We start from the raw sequence: 21,218 nt of genomic DNA on the forward strand, positions 1-21,218 counted from the left end.
TTACGCGATGCGGCCAAAAAGCGACAACCAAGCGCGGCAGAGTCGCGCGTCCCCCCTTCACGGAAAGCCAGGAAATATCCCAACTCTTGAGCGTATTCAAACCAAACTGGCTTGGTTCGTCGACGAATGGACGCGTGAATACATCACGGTAAGCACTATGTAAAACGCTCATTACATCAATGATTTGTCACTTTTATCCTATTTTCACCGAACAACCAGAATCGGTATCGGTGACTCGTTTTTTCATAAGTCTTGCATTACATCGGTGGATAAGACATTGGACAACCAGTATTATCCTCTACGCATCCCGCAGCTTTGCAACCCGATAGTGAGAAGTGGCGGTGAATTTGAGTATTTCAACAGCCCGTTCATTCGTTTTTCGAGAACCCTATGACTGACATCATTTTCCTTGCAGTGCCAGCTTCCGCCATCATCGCCTTGGCTTTCGCATTCTTTTTCTTCAAACAAATGATGCGAGAAAGCGAAGGCAACGACACCATGCGGCAAATCGCCGGGTATGTGCGAGTGGGGGCCATGTCCTATTTGAAGCAGCAATACAAGGTGGTTTTTATCGTATTCATGGTACTGGCTCTGCTGTTTTCGCTGATGGCCTATTTTGGCGTGCAAAACCCCTGGGTTCCCTTCGCTTTTCTAAGCGGCGGTTTCTTTTCAGGCTTGGCAGGTTTCTTCGGCATGAAAACGGCGACGTATGCTTCGGCCCGTACCGCTCATGCAGCCTCTAAATCACTGAACCAAGGGCTGCAAATCGCATTCCGTTCCGGCGCTGTGATGGGCTTGGTCGTGGTCGGTCTGGCGCTGGTTGACATATCGGCTTGGTATTGGGTGCTGGATTATTTCATCGATGACAACGAGCCGGGGCATAAGTTGATCATCGTTACCACTACGATGCTGACCTTTGGCATGGGGGCATCGACTCAAGCCTTGTTTGCCAGGGTCGGCGGGGGCATTTACACCAAGGCGGCCGACGTTGGCGCGGATCTGGTCGGCAAAGTGGAAGCGGGCATTCCTGAGGACGATCCACGCAATCCGGCAACCATTGCCGATAATGTCGGCGATAACGTGGGCGACGTGGCCGGAATGGGAGCCGATCTTTACGAATCCTACTGCGGCTCCATTTTGGCGACGGCAGCCCTGGGGGCCTCGGCGTTTGCCTTGAACCCGGAAATGCAACTGAAAGCGGTTTTTGCGCCGATGCTGATCGCTGCCGCGGGCGTTTTATTGTCCATCCTCGGGATTTTGCTGGTCAAAACCCACGAAAATGCCGACATGAAACAATTGATGAGCGCCTTGAACCGCGGCGTCAATCTCAGCTCGCTGCTAACGGCGCTGGCGGTTTACGGAATACTGTACGGCATTGAACTGCATAATTGGCTGGGTTTGTCGTCCGCCGTCGTCTGCGGCCTGATTGCCGGCATCATCATAGGTCAAGGCGCCGAATATTACACTTCGCACTCCTATCGTCCGACGCAAAAAATCGCCGAAAGCTCGGCAACCGGGCCCGCCACCGTGATCATTTCCGGGTTGGGCATTGGCATGATTTCAACGGCTTTACCGGTCATGACCATTGGCGCCGCCATCATGGCGTCTTTTTTATGCGCCATCGAATTTGATGTGCAACATCTATTGAGCGCTGAAAATTTAAGCCTCGGGCTCTATGGCATCGGTATTGCCGCCGTGGGCATGTTGTCGACCCTGGGTATCACGCTGGCGACAGACGCTTACGGGCCCATCGCGGATAACGCCGGCGGCAACGCCGAAATGAGTGGTTTGGGCCAGGAAGTGCGCAAACGTACCGATGCACTCGATGCTTTGGGAAACACCACGGCCGCTACCGGTAAGGGCTTTGCAATCGGTTCGGCGGCACTGACGGCACTAGTCTTGCTTGCATCCTATATCGAAGAAATCAGAATCGGCTTGCTGCGTCTTGGTCAAACCACGCTGACATTTACCCACGGCGATTCGATAGCTACCCAACAGGCTGGTTTCATCGACTTCATGAATTACTATCAAGTCTCGTTGATGAATCCCAAGGTGTTGATTGGCATGTTTTTGGGATCGATGATGGCTTTTGTATTCTGCGGTTTGACGATGAATGCGGTCGGCCGCGCCGCGCAAAAAATGGTGGAGGAAGTGCGCCGCCAGTTTCGCGACATCAAGGGCATTTTGGAAGGCAGCGCTAAACCCGACTATGCGCGTTGCGTCGAGATTTCCACGCAAAGCGCGCAAAGAGAAATGTTGTTGCCTTCGGTACTGGCCTTGCTAGTCCCTACCCTTACAGGCGTCGTGTTCGGCGTTGCCGGCGTGATGGGTTTATTGATAGGCGGGCTTTCGACCGGCTTCGTGTTGGCAATTTTCATGGCCAACGCCGGCGGCGCCTGGGACAACGCCAAGAAATACGTCGAAGAAGGTCACTTGGGCGGCAAGGGCTCGGACGCGCACAAAGCCTGCGTGGTTGGCGATACCGTCGGCGACCCGTTCAAGGACACCTCGGGCCCTTCCTTGAATATCCTGATCAAGCTGATGAGCATGGTGGCTATCGTGATGGCAGGCCTGACGTCGGCCTGGAGCTTGTTTTGAAGATGCCATGACTTTCAGCCAATGATCTTCCCTAACCTTGATACCTTGAATCCAGTCGCGGACGATGACCTGACCGTTCTGCCTCCCGAAACACCGGCCGGCGTTCGAAACCATAAACTTCGGCTTTCCGATCATTTGACGATTCTGGATTTGATCGACCAAGGCGGCATCGGCCGCGTCTCGCTGGCCTACGACGAAACCATAGGCCGCCGGGTAGCCGTCAAGGAGCTGCTGGATGAATATGCGCTGAACGATCCGGCCAACGCCGAAGTCACCAATACCTTCATCCATGAAGCCAAAATCACCGGCAAGCTGGAACATCCCGGTGTCGTGCCGGTATACGAACTGGGGAAGCGTAGCGATGGCCAGCCGTATTATGTGATGCGCTATGTCAAAGGCGAAACCCTGGAAAGATCGCTAAAAAAATGCGTGGCCACTGAAAACGAGACGGCTTTCGCCAGGCGCCTGAAATTACTCGACATACTGATCGCGGTTTGCGACACGGTCGCCTATGCTCATGCCAAGGGTGTGATACACCGCGACCTGAAGCCCGCCAACATCATCAGCGGCAGCTATGGCGAAACCATCGTGCTGGATTGGGGATTGGCGCAAGTGGTCGAAGATCGCGACAACACCTATTTCTACCGGGAAGTGCTGACTCATCAACGCCACACCTTCAGCGACCAAAGCACGTCTGAAGTCATGGGCACCCCGGCCTACATGGCGCCGGAGCAATTCCAGGGTTTTGCCAGCAAGGCCAGCGATGTTTACAGCCTGGGTGTCATTCTGTACCGCATCCTGACCGGCACACTGCCCTATCACGGAACCCTGGAAGACATCAAAAACCAAATCGCCTCCCCGCAAAACTCGCCGTCGGCAAAGCAAGCCAATCCCAATGCGCAACCGGAATTGATCGCGATATGTGACAAAGCCATGCACAAACAGGCTGAAGAACGTTTTGCCGATGCCGGCGAATTGGCCGCGGAATTAAAAGCCTTTCGCGAAGGCCGCATGGTCAACATCTATGCCTATTCCAGGCAGGAGTTATTGCGCCGTTTTCTGAATCAGAACAAAACCCTGGTCGTGATGGCCGGTTTGTTGATGTGCACCGTTCTGGCGGGCGCCGGTTTCTCGCTTTATTACGCCAAACAAATGGAGCAGGCCAAACTCCAGGCCGAGGAATCCCTGGTCGTACTGACGGCTTTTGGTGAACGCTCGCAACAACAGGCACGGGACATCGCGGCGGCTATCTCAACCCGCACAAGCCGTCTTTTTACCGATTTGAAACAAGCCGCGCGTCAAATCGATACGGCCGAACCGCAAGCCAACGAACCCTTGCTGACGCAATTGCATCGCCAATATCCCCGTTTCGAATCGTTTTCATTGCGTAACGCGGACGAAATCTCACTGTTATTCAGCAAGGACGGCGACGACGCGCAAACCGTCGAGCGGCCGATCACGCAATTCGAAAACCAGCGCCTGGCCTTGATTTACCGGGTGCCTGTTTTGAGGAACGGCCAGGTAATCCAGTATCTGGAAGCCCGTCTGTATCCGGAAAAAGTGTTGCCGGATTTCCTGCCGCTGAATACGCAATCAGATAAGCATCGGCGTAACATTTGGATCATGCGCAACGACGGCCTGATCTTGTTTGATGAGTCGCCGCAATATATCGCCACCAATCTGTTCACCGACGTCGACAACTACCGCTCGCCGTCCCTGCAGGCCTTCGGTCGCCTGATGTTGACCGACGATGACAGCATCGGCTATTACTCCATCGGTGACGGCGACAGCGAAACCCACAAGATCGCCGCCTGGGATTCGATCAAATTCGGCCCCGATCACAGCTGGAAGGTGATCGTCAGTTATGCCTATATGCAAAAAAAAACATCTCCCCCGTCTTCCTTGTCGGAAATGAATATCGGTGACTGATCGATTGCCTTGGCCATTGCCGGACACAGCCAGTCGCGAAAATCTCTCTCAAACCGAACGAATCGCAAGACAAGCGCCGGATTTTCAAGGAAAATGGCGGCTTTTCATTATTCGCTGCATCGCATGTACAAATACGACGGCCTGGTCATTCACCAAAGCCATGACGACGAAGGCATCATAGAAGTCGTCGAAAACAACGGCGAACGCGCCCTGCACTTCGGCTCAACTTCCCGGCAAAGCAGCATGCTGCTGGCCGATCCCAACCGCCTGCATTCCTTGTATGCCAGAGCGATGATGGCCGGGCTGTTGTTTCACGACCAGCCGCGCGAAGTGCTGATGATAGGCCTCGGCGGCGGCACCATCGCCAAGTTCATGCTGCACCAGTTCCCCGACTGCCGCCTGAAAGTCGTGGAGTTTCGCGGCAGCGTGCTCAAAGTCGCTCGCAGCCATTTCGGCCTGCCCTTCGATCCACGCCTGAAAATCAAGATCGGCTGCGGCGCCCAACATGTGCGGCACGAAAGCCGCGAACAGGCTGAACGCTATGATCTGATGCTGATCGATGCCTACGATCATGCCGGCATGGCGCCAGAAGTGAGCAGCGAAAAATTTTTCGACAATTGCCGAACCTTGCTGAGCAAAGACGGTCTGCTAGTGATCAATTTGTGGGGCACCGACAAGGACATGTTCCAGCAAGTGACCTGGAACATGGGACGCATGTTCAATTGGCGCATCCTGTTTCTACCGGTACGTGGCCGCGGCAACGTGATCGGCTTTGCCTTTGGCGAGACCTTCCCCAAGCCGCGCATGAAGGACTTGAGCGAAAAAGCCAAACACCTGGAACAACAATACCAACTGGAATTTTCCACCTTTTTACAAGATTTCAAACGCAATAATCCCAGCGTCATCAACCGAGTAATTCATAAATGATACACAACGCGCCAAACATCTTCGGCTACAAAAAATACTGGGCCCACCGCTTCGGTCCGGCGCCGGAACTGCCGATGAGCCTGGAAGAAATGCAGCAACTGGGCTGGGACGCCTGCGACATCATCTTGGTGACTGGTGATGCTTATGTCGATCACCCAAGCTTTGGCATGGCGGTGATAGGCCGAGTATTGGAAGCGCAAGGGTTTCGGGTTGGCATCATCTCGCAGCCGGACTGGCACTCGGCCTCCGACTTCAGAAAACTCGGCCAGCCCACGCTGTTTTTCGGCGTCACCGGCGGCAACATGGACTCGATGGTCAATCGCTATACCTCGGACAAGAAAATCCGCTCTAACGACGCCTATACGGCTAACGGCGAGGCCGGCAAGCGTCCGGACCGTGCCGTGAACGTCTATTCGCATCGCTGCCGCGAGGCCTATAAAAACGTGCCGATCATCATCGGTGGCATCGAGGCCAGCCTGCGTCGCATCGCCCATTACGATTACTGGTCGGACAAGGTGCGCAAATCGATTCTGCTGGACTCGAAAGCCGACTTATTGGTCTACGGCAATGCCGAGCGCCAGATCGTCGAAATTGCCCATCGCCTGGCCAAGGGCGAAAGCATCCATGATCTGAAAGGCATCCGCGGCACCGTGCATTTCGTCAAGCAAGTGCCGCAAGGCTGGATCGAAAAAGACTCCACCGACATCGACAAGCCCGGCGCAGCGATCGTGCATCAGAATCCTTATCAGGAGATGCCGGCATGTGACGACAAACCGGCTGTAGGGGCAAATTCATTCGCCCAACAGCCGAACGAACACGTCATCCAATTCAAACCCATCGCCAACAAAAACCGCGCGCAAACCGTGATTAGGCTGCCCGATTACGATGCGGTCAAGGACGATCCGATTTTGTACGCGCACGCCTCACGCGTGATGCATGGCGAAACCAATCCCGGCAACGCCCGCGCATTGATCCAGCGCCACGGCAACCGCGAAGTCTGGATCAATCCGCCGCCGCTACCCTTGACCACACCGGAAATGGACGGCGTATTCGACCTGCCTTATTCCCGCCTGCCGCATCAGTCTTACGGCAAGGCCAACATTCCGGCCTTCGAGATGATCCAGCATTCGGTGCTGATCATGCGCGGCTGCTTCGGCGGCTGCAGTTTTTGTTCCATCACCGAGCACGAAGGCCGTATCATCCAGAATCGTTCGGAAGACTCGATCATCCGCGAGATCGAAACCATCCGCGATACCTCGCCCAACTTCACCGGCAATATCTCCGACCTGGGCGGCCCGACCGCCAACATGTGGCGCCTGGCCTGCAAGGACCCGAAAATCGAGGCATCCTGCCGCAAACCGTCCTGTGTCTATCCGGGCATCTGCCACAATCTGAACACCGACCAGACGCCGCTGATCAAGCTGTATCGTCGTGCCCGCGCCCTGCCCGGCATCAAGAAAATCTTCATCGCTTCTGGCCTGCGTTACGACATCGCCGTGGAAACCCCGGCTTATGTGAAAGAACTCGTCACCCACCACGTCGGCGGCTACCTGAAAATCGCCCCGGAACACACCGAACAAGGCCCGCTATCGAAAATGATGAAACCTGGCATGGGCACCTACGACCGCTTCAAGGCCATGTTCGACAAGTATTCCAAAGAAGCCGGCAAGGAACAATACCTGATCCCGTACTTCATCGCGGCTCATCCGGGCACCACCGACGAAGACATGTTGAACCTGGCTTTGTGGCTGAAACGCAATGGCTTCAGAGCCGACCAGGTGCAGGCTTTTTTGCCGTCGCCGATGTCGATTGCCACGGCGATGTATCATTCCGGCAAGGATACCTTGCACAAGATCGGTCGCAACGTGCCGGACATCGCGATTCCGCGCAGCATGAAGCAACGCAAACTGCACAAGGCCTTTTTGCGCTACCACGACCCAAAAAACTGGCCGCTGCTGCGCGAAGCCTTGAAACAAATGGGCCGCGCCGATTTGATCGGCAACGGCAAGCACCACTTGGTCCCGAGTTTTCAGCCCAAAACGGGCGAAACGGCGCCGCAACCCTCAAAAATGGCTAAGCGCCCGTTCGCCACCAAGCATACCGGCGAGAATTTCAGGCCGCAAAAGAGGAGATATCGGGGTTAATTAACCAAAAGAACGGTTTGTCCCCGCACTCCGCCGAAACCTTTGGATCACTGGCTTGCAGCAAAAAGATCGATTTCAAGTTGACCAATTGGTTTATCTCTGAATTCACTGTCATCCTTCGGCGTTCTTGCGTTACTCGCCTAGCGCATGATATAAGCTGACGGCATTCGTCACGTACCGTCCAGATATCGGAACGGCGCGACGTTCAACGAACCGGCACGGAGCTTGGTGAAGGAGCTTCGGAACCGGCTCAAATTACTCTGCCAAAATCGGGTAATGCCCTTCACCATCGAAGTAAGGAAGCGTTTCATGAAAGCACAGGATTTCTATCAAGGTTTGTTCGTCTTGTTTTTCGGGGTCTATTTAGCGGCCTGCACACCCAGTGCGACGCGGACCAATGCCTCGAATGCCGTTTCCGTTGTGCAACCCGTCGTGGTTCCCGGATTCGACGAACCGCTGATCTATCTCAATGCGGCGACAGCCGATTGGATTCCCCTGGTAAAACCGGAAATCCGGCCCGAAGCGACTGACTTGGAACGCTTGTCCCAATACTGGCGACTCAACCGCAATACGCCCTGGGAAGCCTCCATTCAGTTGAATTTAGGTTTGGCCTATTACCGCAGCGGTTATTTTAGCCAAACCTTCGACGCCTTCGAACAGGCGTGGACACTCAGCAAAGACTATCAGGAAGCTGAAGCGAAAGCCTTAGCCGACCGGGCCTTCGGCGAACTCATCCGCATGCATGCTCGCTTGGGCCACGCGGACCTGGTGGAAAGCTTATTGGCCTCCGTCAAAGGCCGCGCGTTCACAGGACCTGCCACCGCTGCTGTTGCCGGCGCCGAAGAAGGCTTGTGGATGATGCGTAATAATCCTGGCATCACTTATTTGTGCGGTCCAAAGGCGCTTTACTCCGTGCTCAAATGGCAACAACCCGATGCGGAAGGGTTGCAAGTGCTCGATGCTTACCGTTCGGGCGTCAACGGCGTTAATTTGATTGAATTAGGCCAATTGGCCGAACAAGCAAAAATGCATTACCGGACGGTCTATCGTGCTGCCGGGCAAAATATTCCGGTGCCGTCCGTGATCCATTGGCGTGTCAACCATTATGCCGCCATCGTCGAAAAGCAAGGCGAGCTTTACCATATCCAAGACCCGACCTTCGGGCAAGACCTCTGGTTTACCGCCGATGCCATCAACGCCCAAGCCAGCGGCTATTTCTTAGTACCGGAAGGCGACATCCGGTTAGGCGGCGATTGGCAAGCGGCCCCCATCGCTCAAGCCGAGAACGTCTACGGCCAAGGTTATACGGCCAGCAGCGATCCAAACCGCACAACCACCTGCGATGCCAAAATATCCCAACAACCGTGCAACAACGTCGATCAACCGAATGGAACTGGCGGTGGCATGGCCTATTACGACGTGCATACCATGCTGGTTAGCCTGAATATCACCGATACACCGATCAGCTATAAGCCGCCGCTGGGCGATCCCATTCGCTTTACATTCACCTACAATCAACGCGAAGCCAGCCAGCCGGCCAACTTTACTTTCGGCAATTTGGGACCCAAATGGACCCACAACTGGTTAACCTACATCCAAGACGTGCCGACCAATCCGTCCGCCGTCGTCAATCGCATAGCGGCCGGCGGCGGCGCTATCGATTACGCACACTACAACACGGCGACCGGCGAATTCCAAAAAGGCGTTGCGGACAACGCCAGGCTCTACCGGGTTTCCAGCAATCCGATCGTTTACGAACGGCGGTTACCCGATGGCTCCAAAGAAATCTACGGTTTCAGCGACGGTGCCGTCAGCGGGGTACGCCGGGTGTTCCTAACCGAAAAAATCGACCCGCAAGGCCAAGCCGTACAATTGACCTACGACGCGCAATTGCGCCTGACCGGTATTACCGATGCCGTGGGACGAACGACCATTCTGTCTTATGAACATGGCACTAACCCCAAATTGATCACCCGAGTCAGCGATCCCTTCGGTCGAGAAGCGATTATCCAATACGATAATAACGGCCGTTTAGCCAGCATTACCGACCCGGTCGGCATCGTCTCAGCCTTCGGCTACGACAGCGGCGACTTCATCAACGTCATGACCACACCCTATGGCGATACCCGATTCGCTTATAACGGTAACGGTACCTCCAGAACCTTGATCGTCACCGATCCCTATGGCGAACAAGAACGCATCGAATACGGCCAATCGCTAGGCCTATCCGGCAGCGTGCCGGACATGCCGACCGGCAACATCCTAACCCTGAATGCTTACCACAACTACCGCAACACCGCCTACTGGGACAAACAGACCTATAAAGACTACGGGCGGAATATGTCCAAAGCCGAAATTTCCCATTGGCTGCACACGCCGGACAGCAAAACCAGCGGTTTATTGGAAACCTTCAAAAAACCCCTGGAACATCGGGTGTGGTTCAACTATCCGGGACAAACCTCCGCTATAACGGAAAACAATATCTCCCAGGAAAACCCTTCGCGTCTTGGCCGGGTACTGGACGACGGCAGCTCGCAAATCTTCATCCGCGAATTCAACGCCTTCGGCAAACCAACCCTGGAAAAAAGCCCGTTAGGCCATGTCACCCGCTATCTCTACGCCGACAACCAAATCGATCCGGTGAAAATCGTCAAATGGCGTAACGGCGTTGAAGAAACCGTGGCCGAATTCGAATGGGACGACCATCATAACCTGATCCGAGCCACCGACGGTTTAGGCCATAGCACCACCTTCATCTACAATGCCGCCGGTCAAATACTGACCCGCCGCAACGCCTTGGGCCATGTTACCCGCTACGAATACGACGCGCTGGGCTATTTGGTCAAAGTAAGCTATCCGACCGGCAAAACCGAACAATATGCTTACGACGACATCGGCCGCGTCGTCGCCTACACCGATACCGGCGGCCACACCCGCACGCAAGACTACGACGGCTTGAACCGGCTGCTCAGCGTGGGTTATGACGACGGCACCGCGGTGGAATACACCTGGGACAAGCTGGACCTGGTCAAAATTCGCGATCGCCTTGGCCGGGAAACTCATTACACCTACGACGCGCTGCGCCGCAAAATCAGCGAAAAAGATCATCTGGGCCGGGAAACCAGCTATGCCTACGACGCCAGCGGACGTTTACTGACGGTTACCGATCCGTTAAACCACGCGACCCACTACGAATACGACATCCAAGGCCGCAAAACCGCGATGATCGATGCCGACGGCCACAAAACCCGGTACGTTTACGAACAAAGCACGAGCCGTTTGGCCAGTATGATAGACGCCGACCAGGGGGCGAGCGACTTCGGCTACGACCGCTCGAATCGCTTGGTGGCCGTGACCGACCCCAACGGCCATGTCACCCGCTATCAATTGGACGAAGTCGGCAATACCTTGCAAACCGACAGTCCGGACAGCGGCTTGACCGCTTATGCCTATAACGTGCTCGGCCAAGCGGTGCAAAAAACCGACGCCCGCGGCATCCTCAGCCAATACCATTACGACGCCTTGAATCGCTTGACTGCAGTCACCTATGCCGACAGCAGCTACAACCTGCTCTGGTATTACGACGGCGACAACTACGGCGATGCCGTCGGCACCGAGCAGCGTCAAACCGCGATCGGCCAACGCACTGGAATGAGCGATCCGACCGGTCAAACCCAATGGCAGTATAACCGTTATGGCGACATCGCACGCCAGGATACCGGCTTGAGCGCGTTGGGCGGCAAAACCTTCAGCCAACAATTCGCCTACGACTATCGCTACGAACCGGGCCAAGGGCTGTTGACCCAACACGTCTACCCGAACGGCCAAGTCTTCGACTACCAATACGACAACCACGGCCGGGTCGAGAGCATAGGCAGCACGGCGGGCGGCGGCAAAACTCCGGTTGTTTCCGGCGTCAGCTACCATCCGGTCGCGGCCGACGGCATCGCCGCCTTCCAATATGGCAACGGCATTCATTACCAACGCCAAGTGGACGACCTGAGCCGGTTGGCCGAGCTGACGCTGACCGGCCAACAAACGCTATTCCACCGGCAATGGCAGTACACGCCGGCCTCCGACATAGCCGCAATCAGCGACCTGCTCGAACCGCTGCAAAACCGCACTTACCAATACGATGCCTTGCATCGCCTAAGCCAAACGGCCGGACCGTTTCCAAGCACATACCAATACGACGCCAACGGCAACCGCACCGTCCGAAATAGCGAAAACTATAATATCGACGCTGACAGTAACCGGCTACAGTCTATCTCTGATGCCGGGCTTAACAATGCCTTGACCTACGATGCCGCCGGCAACCTGATCGAAAAAACTGCGGGTAGCGCCGGATATACTTACCAATACGATCCGCACAACCGGCTGGCCAGCATCGTAAGCGACCAGAGCCAAATTGCCGCCTACCAATACAACGGCCTAGGCCAACGCGTAGTCAAACAAACCGGCGAAGGCAACGAGTACAGCCTGTACGATTTGCAAGGCCGGCGCATCGCCCAACTGAACAGCGGCGGCGAACTGCTGCACAACACCCTGTATTGGCAAGGACAGCCGCTGGCTCAATATCGAACCGACCCTGAAGGCGTTTACCGTTTTCTCTCCACGCAACCGCACCGGGATGCCGAGCTGAGTGTCGACATTAACACCCGGCGCATCCGTCTGCTGCGGGAAGACAGCAGTGTGTTGGATACCGTCATCGACGCCGCCTTATGGCAGATCGATACCACCGGCGCAGGCACGGTCTACCATTTCGCCATCGGCCAAGGCGCGGACCAGGCATTGAAAGGCTGGATGCACCTGCCCGAAGACGGCAAAGGCTTCGCCCATATCATGGACAAAACCCAGGGCCATCCCCAGGAGTACCGGTTGGACGAACGCGAGCGCAGTTTAAACGCCTATTATTACCACCTCGACCACCTCGGAACACCGCAAGTCATCACCGACCAAGACCAAAATATCGTCTGGCAGGCGAGTTACGCGCCGTTCGGACAAACCGTGGTCACCAGCGAAACCCTCGACAACGACTTGCGGTTTCCGGGGCAGTATTACGACCGGGAGTCGGGGTTGTATTACAACTGGAACCGGTACTATGATCCTAGCACGGGTAGATATGTCCAGAGTGATCCCATAGGACTGGAAGGGGGCTTAAATACCTATCTCTACGCGAATGCAAATCCAAACAGATATATTGATCCGACCGGAAATGTGGCTATAGCTGATGATGCCATCATCGGCGGAACCATCATTGTTGGGGCATGTATTGCTACCAATTGCACGAAACCGATTTCAGATGTGATTGAGAATACTATCGATGCAATTGGTGATATATGTAGGGATGACGATTGCCCGCCGTGTAAAACTGTAAGTGGCCGTATTGTCCCTGTCGGTACGATGGGGTACCGACCATTGGATGTGCTGCCTGATGACGTGATTCAACATGGAGTTGCAGGGTCGCATCATAATATTTTCATTGCCAAGCAAAATCCAAATAATTGCCAATGTTTTTGGCAAAAACAAAAATATGTTCTGAAGCCCCATGAGTTGCCGCCTGATGCAATTCCTATAGAGCCGTTTGTGAATTAAGGAAAATTGCATGAACTATCCAAACGGACAGAAAATGAAAGTTGGGGACAAGCTTAGGCTGTGGGAAGGCTGTGTTGGCGAGGTTGTTTGTTCGATAGATGATGAAGAGTATTCAGATAAGTTCACCAAGAAGGATTGGGAATATCTGGGGGAAGGTGTTCTTATAAATACAGATATTGCTGGATTGATTCACTACACAGAGCCAGAATCCAGTTTCCAACTGATGCAAAGGAAAAGGCCTTAGGGCCTGAGCGTGGGTTTTTGGGATGATGGGTTTTGGGCAAGATGAGAAATAATATTCGTTGGGTAATCTTGCTAGTGGTATTTGGATTCATAGGTCTGTTTTTTTATACCTGAATCCGTGACTTAAAAGGCCATCCACGGCCGCAACGCAATGATTTAAAACGCTTATTCTGGGATAATACCGCTATTCTTCCATTCACCCGGCGAGTGATTCATGAAGCGGTTTATCCTGGAGCAATCTGAAACTGAATTTTATACCAGCCATTCTGGATTAGCCTTGGTCGGTTTATGTTTGAATCAATATGGCCAGCTCAATCAGGCGCTGGAAAAAGGTATTCCGCTACGGCACGGTATTGCTCACGCCGATATTATCAAAAGCTATATAGGCACCCTTAGCCTGGGCAAAAGCGACTTCGAAGCCATCGAAAACCATCGCGACGACGACTATTTCAAAGCCGCGCTCGCCATTCATCAAGTACCCTCCAGCGCCCGCCTCAGACAGCGACTGGATGAACACGCCGACGCCTTATTACCGATCATTTATCAAAGCAACCTCGATTTTCTGGCTCACGCCCAGGTGCCGGTAACGCCGTTAGCCACAGGCCATGTCGCGTTGGATATCGATGTTTACCCCATGAACAACGAAAAAACCTGCAAAGAAGGCGTCTCCCGAACCTACAAAGGTTTTGACGGCTACGCCCCGATTGCCCTCTATCTGGGTAAAGAGGGCTGGTGTATTGGTAATGAACTGCGCGAAGGCAAGCAGCATTGCCAATACGAATTCCGCTATGCGCTGGAGCGCGGACTCGCCGCCGCGAAACGTTTGACGACTTTGCCTTTGTTGGTCCGGCTGGATGGCGGTCACGACGCGCTCGACAATCGCATCGACTTACACGAAGCCGATCAGGTCGATTTCATCATCAAATGGAACCCGCGTAAACAAGATGCCGACGCCTGGCTGGCCTACGCCGAACAACACGGCCAGTGGACCACACCGCGCGAAGGCAAACGCGTGGCCTTGTTCAGTGTCATGGAGCAACACACTCGCAACGGTAAAACCTATACCTGTCGCCGGGTCATGCAAATCACCGAGCGCACCATCACGGCTCAAGGCCAAGCCCTCGTGCTACCGGATATCGAAATCGAAGGCTGGTGGACCAGTCTGCCGGTGGCCGATTACGACGATGCCATGGTTATTGCCCTCTATCGCGACCATGCCACCGCTGAACAATTCCACAGCGAATTCAAGACCGATCTGGATATCGAGCGCCTGCCATCCGGCAAGTTTGCCACCAACGACCTGATCATGAGCCTCAGCGCCTATAGCTACAACATCCTGCGCTGGATAGGCCTGATCGGCTTGCTGGGCGAACAAAGCCCGGTCAGGCATCCTGCCAAGCGGCGGCGTATCAAAACCGTGATCCAGGAACTGATGTATCTGGCCGCGCGACTCATCCGTAGCGGGCACCGGCTGAAGCTGCGCTTTTCACAGAGCTGTCCCGGTTTCATCGCTTTTGAATCCACCTACGCCAAACTCGCCGCCGGCTAGCGACTGATCGCTCTGCCATCGATAGCACAACGCCGCAAATTCACAGTGGCTTGGGAATCCTGCGCCTAAAGTCCATCAAATTGAATCATGCAGGGAAAATATTCCAGATAATACGCTGCATTTCTAGCCGTTAAACTCGATTGCCCGGACCACACTTTTAAATTCAGCGAATTTTGGAAGAGTATGACGAATAAAAGGTCTGGCAATATGTGGAGTCACGGATTCAGGTTAATATTTACCGGCTTTTCAGGCACTTTTGCCTGGATAATGAATAAATCCTGCATATTGGCCATGATTCCTTGATATAGACAGAAATGTCACCACCCTATCCCTGCAATGCATCCAACTCATCCCAGCGTGCATAAGCCTGGGCGAGTTCGTCTTCGGTGGTTTTCAATCGTTCCAGAGCTTCCGAGACTTTATCCTGGCTTTGCTTGTAAAACTCGGCGCTGCCGATTTGCGCGCTCAGTTCGGCCTGCAAGGATTCCAGTTGCTCGATGCGTTCCGGTAGTTGCTCTAGTTCGCGCTGTTCCTTGTAACTGAGTTTCTTGGCCGGCGCCGATTTGGGCTTTTCTTTTTTGGCAGCTTCGGCGGCCACTTTGGCGGTAGCGACTTCGTCCTTTTTGTTTTGTTCGCTCAACGCAAACCAGTCGGCATAGCCGCCGATGTACTCGCCTACCCTGCCCTCGCCTTCGAACACCAATACGCTGGTAACGACATTGTCCAGAAATTCGCGGTCGTGACTGACCAGCAATAAGGTGCCTTGGTACTCGACCAGTTTTTCTTCCAGGATTTCCAGGGTTTCCAGATCCAGGTCGTTGGTCGGCTCGTCCATTACGATCAGGTTGGCCGGTTTGGTGAACAAACGGGCCAGTAGCAAGCGGTTTTTCTCGCCGCCGGACAAACTCTTGACCGGCGAACGGGCGCGGGCGGGCGCGAACAAAAAATCCGCCAGATAGCTCATTACGTGGCGGCGTCCGCCCGGCAGGTCGATGAATTCACCGCCATCCAGCACGCTGTCGGCTACCGACAGTTCCGGGTCGAGCTGTTCGCGCAATTGGTCGAAATAGGCGATTTGCAAGTTGGTGCCAAGTTCTATCGTGCCCGTCGTGGGTTGCAATTGTCCCAACAGCAGCTTCAACAAGGTGGATTTTCCGGCACCGTTGTTGCCGATCAAACCGATCTTGTCGCCGCGATCGATGCGTATCGAAAAATCCTTGATGATGGTTTTGTCGCCGTAACTGAAATTGACATCGACCGCTTCGATGACTTTTTTGCCGGAAGTTTCGCCTTGGTTCAAACTCAATTTGGCTGTGCCCTGGGTGTTTCGGCGCTCGGCGCGTTCCGCCCGCAGTTTTTTCAGCGCCCGGACCCGGCCTTCGTTGCGGGTGCGGCGGGCCTTGATGCCCTGCCGGATCCAGACTTCTTCCTTGGCCAGTTTTTTATCGAACTCGGCATTTTGATTGGCCTCGTCTTCCAGCGCCGCCGCCTTCCGGGTCAGATAATCCTGATAATTGCCGGCCCATGACGTCAACTGGCCGCGATCCAGATCGATAATGCGGGTCGCCAGTTTTTGCAAAAAAGCCCGATCGTGGGTCACGAACAGCACCGCGCCTGGAAACGCCAATAACTGCTCTTCCAGCCAGCTGATGCTTTCGAAATCCAGATGGTTGGTCGGCTCGTCCAGTAACAATACTTCCGGATCGATCACCAAGGCCCGCGCCAAGGCCACTCGGCGTTTCCAGCCGCCGGACAGACTGCCAACCTTGATATCCGCCGGCAACTGCAGTTTGCTTAAAACCGCTTCGACACGCGTCTGAAACTGCCAGCCATTGTCGGCTTCCAGTTTGTGTTGCACTTCGCCCAAGGCTTGCAGGGATTGTTCACTGCCGTCCATGTGCGTCAGCAGTTCGTGGTAACGGGCGATCAAACACCCCAACTCGCCAAAACCACCGGCCACGGCTTCGTAGATCGTATCGTCTTCGTCCAGAGTCGGCGTTTGCTCCAGCCAGGCTAGGCGCAATTCCGGTTGCCGCCAGATTTCACCATGGTCGGGCGAAATGTCGCCGGCGATGATTTTCATCAGGGTGGATTTGCCTTCGCCGTTGCGCCCGAGCAAGCCGACGCGTTCGCCGGCATCGAGTTGAAAGGCGGCGTTGTCGAGTAATGCGTGGGTGCCGAAGGCGATGGAAACGTTGGTTAAGCGGATTAAAGGCATGAGTTTTGTAAGGTGCGTCTGATTAAGTCCAGGCTGAACAAGGCCGCCTGGTTTTGCTTGGTTTGGGCGGCGCCGGCCAAATTTTGTTGGCTATGAAAAACGCCGGTATCGGTCAAAAGGCAATTATAAAGGACTATGCGGCCACTCGGCCGGCGATAATCGTCCGCCGAGCCCAGATAAACCTGCACCAGCGCAAGATCGGCGTCTTGCTGTTGTTTCAGGCGATTGGCCAATTGTTGAGCGGCTTGAGCCATGTCGCCCATGGTTTCGGTGTTGCATAGCCTGCCGGCATGCTGCAGATCTTTCGCAATCGTCACCGAGGCCAGCCATTCCCGGCCGTGACACTTGGCCGCCAGCATCCCGCCGCTGGCGGTTTCCAGCACCGCTAGCTTATGGCCGTTTTCCCTCAAATAACGATCGACTACCGTCAACAAATCGCCGCCCGCTTCATCGGGCAGCCCGTCTATCGCGAACACATGATCGCCGATGCGCGTGGCGACCACGCGCGTCAAGCTTCGCATTTCTGTGAGTGGATGATTCGCAGGAAACGACAGTTTGGTCTGCACCTCGTCGACAGCGGCGCGAAAGCCCAGTCGCACGCCTTCAGGCAAGGTCAAATCGTGCAGCGCTTGTTGAATGGTCGACTCGCCTATGCCTAAGCTGCGTAGAACCACCAAAGCATCAGGCTGCAAGCGAAAACGCCGCAACAATCGCTCACGAAGCGCGCCGAACATGGCTTTCATTTCCGACGGCACGCCGGGCAAGAACACAAACCAGCAACGTTGGATTTGCAATGCAAATCCAGGCGCGGTGCCAATCGGATTGTCTATACGTATCGCCTGCTCTGGAAAATACGCCTGCTTGCGGTTGATGGCCGGCATTTCGCGTTGCCGGCTGCTGAAATAAGCGGCGATTTGGCGCATGGCTTCGGCGTCGAAACGCAGTGTCTGTCCAGCTGCGATGGCGACGGCTTCGGCGGTCAAATCATCGACGGTCGGCCCCAGGCCACCGGTGCAAATACAACAATCGGCGCGAGCCGCGATCTCCCGAATCAGGCCCACCAAGTCATCGAGATCGTCGCCGACCGCCGTATGACGCTTGACCGCAAAACCCAGTTCGTTCAGCTGTTGCGATAGCCAGGTCGCATTACTGTCGACGATTTGGCCGCTGACGACCTCTTCGCCCTGGGAAAAAATTTCCGCAATGACCGTCATAGCACGCCAAACCAGAACGACAAACTGATCAAACTCAGGCCGGTAGTCAACGTCACCGCCGTCGCGTACAAGGAACTATCCAAGCCATAACGATCACATAGCACCACGCCCAGCACCATGCTGGGCATGGCCAAATCCAGTACGGCCGCGGCTTTGTATTGCCCCTGCAGCTGCACGACATCGGCCAAAAACAGGGCCAGCCACGGCAGCACCAGCAATTTTAGTGTTACTACCGGCAGCATGAACTGCAAATTACGCCACCTGATCGCCCCCCAACTCAGCGCCAAACCCAACGAAAAAATCATCAAAGGTGCGACCGCCGCCGACAGTTTTTGCAACAATCCCGCCAGCCAATCCGGCGCCGGGATATGGCTCAGGTTAAGCAGCACCGCGACGAAGGCGGCCCAAAAAGGCGGCGCATTGACAAACCCCAACAACGATTTGGGCTTTTCCTCGGCATTGGTACCGTAATAACGGGCCAGGGCGATGCCCACTGTAAAAACCATGGGCGCCGCGGCGAATAGATCGATTTGTATCACCACCGAGCGCGACCAGGCGCCAAAGGTTTGTTCCAGCACCGGCAAGCCCAGATAGGTGACGTTGGGAAACGCCGTGGCCAAGATCATCGCGCCGGTTTGGGCGTTCTTGAACTTGAGCAATTTGGCGATCAGCCAGCTCAACAACACGCCAAGCAAAATGGTCGAACAGCCCAATGCGCTGAATTGCAGGGATTGCCAGCCGATGTCGGCCTTCCATAGCACGTCCAGCACCATGGCCGGCAGAAAAAAATAGTACACCACACTGGTCAGCGCCAACCGGGTCTGGTCGGCGGACAAGCCTTGTAGAGCAAACAGCCGCCAACCGGCTCCGCATAACATCAGCACGGTCATCTGAATTAAGGTGGTGATCATCGACGGTTGTTGAACGAGTTGATAAAGCTGAATTATACGGTGGGCCATGCTCGTCGACAGAATTTTGGCGATCGAAAATGGCCAGATTTAGCGAAACACAACCAAGCGAAGAAGAAAGACGAGGTAATCGGGAGAAAATACCCCCGCCAGGAGACAGGCGGGGAAGCATGCATTTGTGATGGAAGCTCCCTGGCTATCAGGAGCAATGGGACGTTTGTTATGCAAGCACCGGTTTACGCCTGACGGCCAGCAAGCCCATCAAACCGGTGATGAACATCCATGCCGCGGCCGGTAACGGCACATTCGATACCGCATACGACCCGACACCCAAATCGAAAGTGCCCACATTGACGAAGGCGGGCCCCATCAGCATATCGGCATAACCAGGAGCCATCAGCAGGCTGCCGCTTAATTTCCAGTTGTGCGCATCGGCGAACACCACGCTCAAATTCGCCAAATCGTAAGTCACCAAGCCGAAACCCAGGTTGTTTTTGATATACCAGCCGGTTGGCGCGCCGGCTTGAGTTCCCCATTCGCTGGCGCGTGCCGAAGGATCATAGGCAAGTGAAAAATCACCGGCAATAACATAGTTGTAAGGCGCGGGAAAATTAGGCAGGTAATAGCCCTGTACTCCGGTCATACCGATCTGCTCACCGCTTATACCGGTCAAGGTCTCTGAATCGATGGCGAAATGGGCCGAAGTACCCTGAACATGACGGCCGGTGGCTTGAGTTCCGGCATAGGCCCCCACCGGGGTTATGTCATGCACCAATGGCATCGAAATTTGCGTATTTCCTAAGTTCGCGGCGAAATGGGCAGTGGTATTGTTAGCGTCATAAGGGTCGGAAGCTGCGCCATCCCAGAAATTTGCCAGGTAATACCCTGGATTACTGCTGTTTCCACCTGCGTATTGAGCAAATGCCGCGTTGTCGTAGTTGAAGGTTACGCTGCCGCCAGCGGTTGCGTCCAGCACGGTAGCGTTGGCGCTTGTGGCAGCCAGCGCAAATTGGCATAACAACGAAGCCAACAGGATTTTGTCAGGCAGACCGTACTTCCTAGTGTTTCTCTTCATCTTTTCCTCGTAAAAGCAGTTATTGGCTTGATGTACCCATTTACTCCAAAATCACTCTATATGAGCGGTCCTGAGCCAAATAGGAATTCAATATCTACGCTGTTCATGCGTTAGACTATCGTCTTGTATCAACTATCGTGCCAACCTGCTTGCAGTACGACGAATGACACCTGGAAGACTTGATTTCTAAAGCAAAAACTTAGCCAATACGCAAAAACTTTATTTAAACTATGTTAAATAACTTTGTGCCATATCGGTTTATACGCTTTTTCCTTTATACCCTGATAGCCAGTCGCATCCAATCGTCGAACACTTTTCGGTTTGAACGGAACCAGAGGATTATGCCGTCTAGAGAGTGGGCTGAATATTCGATAAGCGGTCGTCCCCGCGAAGGCGGGGAACGACGAAAATACGGGGATGGGTGGCGGATCAAGCTTTTTTGACAAATTCCGATTTCAACTTCATTGCGCCAATGCCGTCGATCTTGCAGTCGATGTCGTGATCACCGTCCACCAGGCGAATATTTTTTACCTTGGTGCCGACTTTGACCACCAACGACGAGCCCTTGACTTTCAGGTCCTTAATCACGGTCACGCTGTCACCGTCTTGCAACACATTGCCATGCGCGTCTTTGATCACGCGTTCGTCGTTGCCATCATCCGCCTGAGCGTCCGTCGCCCATTCGTGCCCACATTCCGGGCAAATGTTCATGGCACCGTCGTTATAGGTATATTCAGAATTACATTTTGGACAATTGGGTAAATTACTCATCACTGCTGCTTGGGTTGGATTAAAAACTAAAACCAGGAACGCACTGA

At 54.4% G+C, this 21,218-nt stretch carries 12 protein-coding genes; 7 read left to right on the plus strand and 5 right to left on the minus strand.

The window, feature by feature from the left end:
* Window positions 1-390 precede the first annotated feature (390 nt).
* The 7 genes from NM686_RS11405 (at window position 391) to NM686_RS11435 (ending at window position 14,985) form a co-directional block, all read left to right on the plus strand.
* Window positions 391-2,598, plus strand: a complete 2,208-nt coding sequence (locus tag NM686_RS11405; RefSeq protein ID WP_255187986.1) for a sodium-translocating pyrophosphatase — start codon at window positions 391-393, stop codon at window positions 2,596-2,598.
* A 21-nt stretch (window positions 2,599-2,619) separates the two neighbouring features.
* Window positions 2,620-4,527 carry a serine/threonine-protein kinase gene (locus NM686_RS11410; protein ID WP_255187987.1) on the plus strand — a complete coding sequence of 636 codons (1,908 nt, stop codon included), beginning with the start codon at window positions 2,620-2,622 and terminating at the stop codon, window positions 4,525-4,527.
* 93 nt (window positions 4,528-4,620) lie between these two features.
* Complete coding sequence (locus tag NM686_RS11415) at window positions 4,621-5,454, plus strand: spermine/spermidine synthase domain-containing protein (RefSeq protein ID WP_255187988.1); 834 nt, start codon at window positions 4,621-4,623, stop codon at window positions 5,452-5,454.
* The gene (locus tag NM686_RS11420) at window positions 5,451-7,598 is read left to right on the plus strand and encodes a YgiQ family radical SAM protein (RefSeq protein WP_255187989.1); all 2,148 of its coding nucleotides are present in this window, start codon (window positions 5,451-5,453) and stop codon (window positions 7,596-7,598) included. The genes NM686_RS11415 and NM686_RS11420 overlap by 4 nt, the downstream gene beginning before the upstream one ends.
* 309 nt (window positions 7,599-7,907) lie before the next feature.
* Window positions 7,908-13,193: an RHS repeat-associated core domain-containing protein gene (locus NM686_RS11425; RefSeq protein WP_255187990.1), complete on the plus strand. Its 5,286-nt coding sequence runs from the start codon at window positions 7,908-7,910 to the stop codon at window positions 13,191-13,193.
* A 10-nt stretch (window positions 13,194-13,203) separates the two neighbouring features.
* Window positions 13,204-13,437 (plus strand): hypothetical protein, encoded by a 234-nt coding sequence (locus tag NM686_RS11430; protein WP_255187991.1) that lies wholly within the window; start codon window positions 13,204-13,206, stop codon window positions 13,435-13,437.
* A 213-nt stretch (window positions 13,438-13,650) separates the two neighbouring features.
* Window positions 13,651-14,985 carry an IS1380 family transposase gene (locus tag NM686_RS11435; protein ID WP_255188233.1) on the plus strand — a complete coding sequence of 445 codons (1,335 nt, stop codon included), beginning with the start codon at window positions 13,651-13,653 and terminating at the stop codon, window positions 14,983-14,985.
* A 325-nt stretch (window positions 14,986-15,310) separates the two neighbouring features.
* Here NM686_RS11435 and abc-f read toward each other — a convergent pair whose 3' ends face one another.
* The 5 genes from abc-f to NM686_RS11460 all read right to left on the minus strand — a co-directional run bounded on the left by abc-f (window position 15,311) and on the right by NM686_RS11460 (window position 21,171).
* Window positions 15,311-17,203 (minus strand): ribosomal protection-like ABC-F family protein, encoded by a 1,893-nt coding sequence (gene abc-f / locus NM686_RS11440; protein WP_255187992.1) that lies wholly within the window; start codon window positions 17,201-17,203, stop codon window positions 15,311-15,313.
* Window positions 17,194-18,417, minus strand: a complete 1,224-nt coding sequence (locus NM686_RS11445; RefSeq protein ID WP_255187993.1) for a competence/damage-inducible protein A — start codon at window positions 18,415-18,417, stop codon at window positions 17,194-17,196. Before NM686_RS11445 ends, abc-f begins: the two co-directional genes overlap by 10 nt.
* Window positions 18,414-19,328 carry an AEC family transporter gene (locus NM686_RS11450; RefSeq protein WP_269021743.1) on the minus strand — a complete coding sequence of 305 codons (915 nt, stop codon included), beginning with the start codon at window positions 19,326-19,328 and terminating at the stop codon, window positions 18,414-18,416. Before NM686_RS11450 ends, NM686_RS11445 begins: the two co-directional genes overlap by 4 nt.
* Before the next feature lie 217 nt (window positions 19,329-19,545).
* Entirely contained in the window at window positions 19,546-20,400 is an 855-nt protein-coding gene (locus tag NM686_RS11455) for a VPLPA-CTERM sorting domain-containing protein (RefSeq protein WP_255187995.1), read from the minus strand.
* Between the two features lie 429 nt (window positions 20,401-20,829).
* On the minus strand, window positions 20,830-21,171 hold the full coding sequence (locus NM686_RS11460) for a zinc ribbon domain-containing protein YjdM (RefSeq protein WP_255187996.1): 342 nt from the start codon (window positions 21,169-21,171) through the stop codon (window positions 20,830-20,832).
* Between the last annotated feature and the right edge of the window lie 47 nt (window positions 21,172-21,218).

Origin of the sequence: Methylomonas rapida (genome assembly GCF_024360925.2) — a bacterium.
Taxonomy (GTDB): domain Bacteria; phylum Pseudomonadota; class Gammaproteobacteria; order Methylococcales; family Methylomonadaceae; genus Methylomonas; species Methylomonas rapida.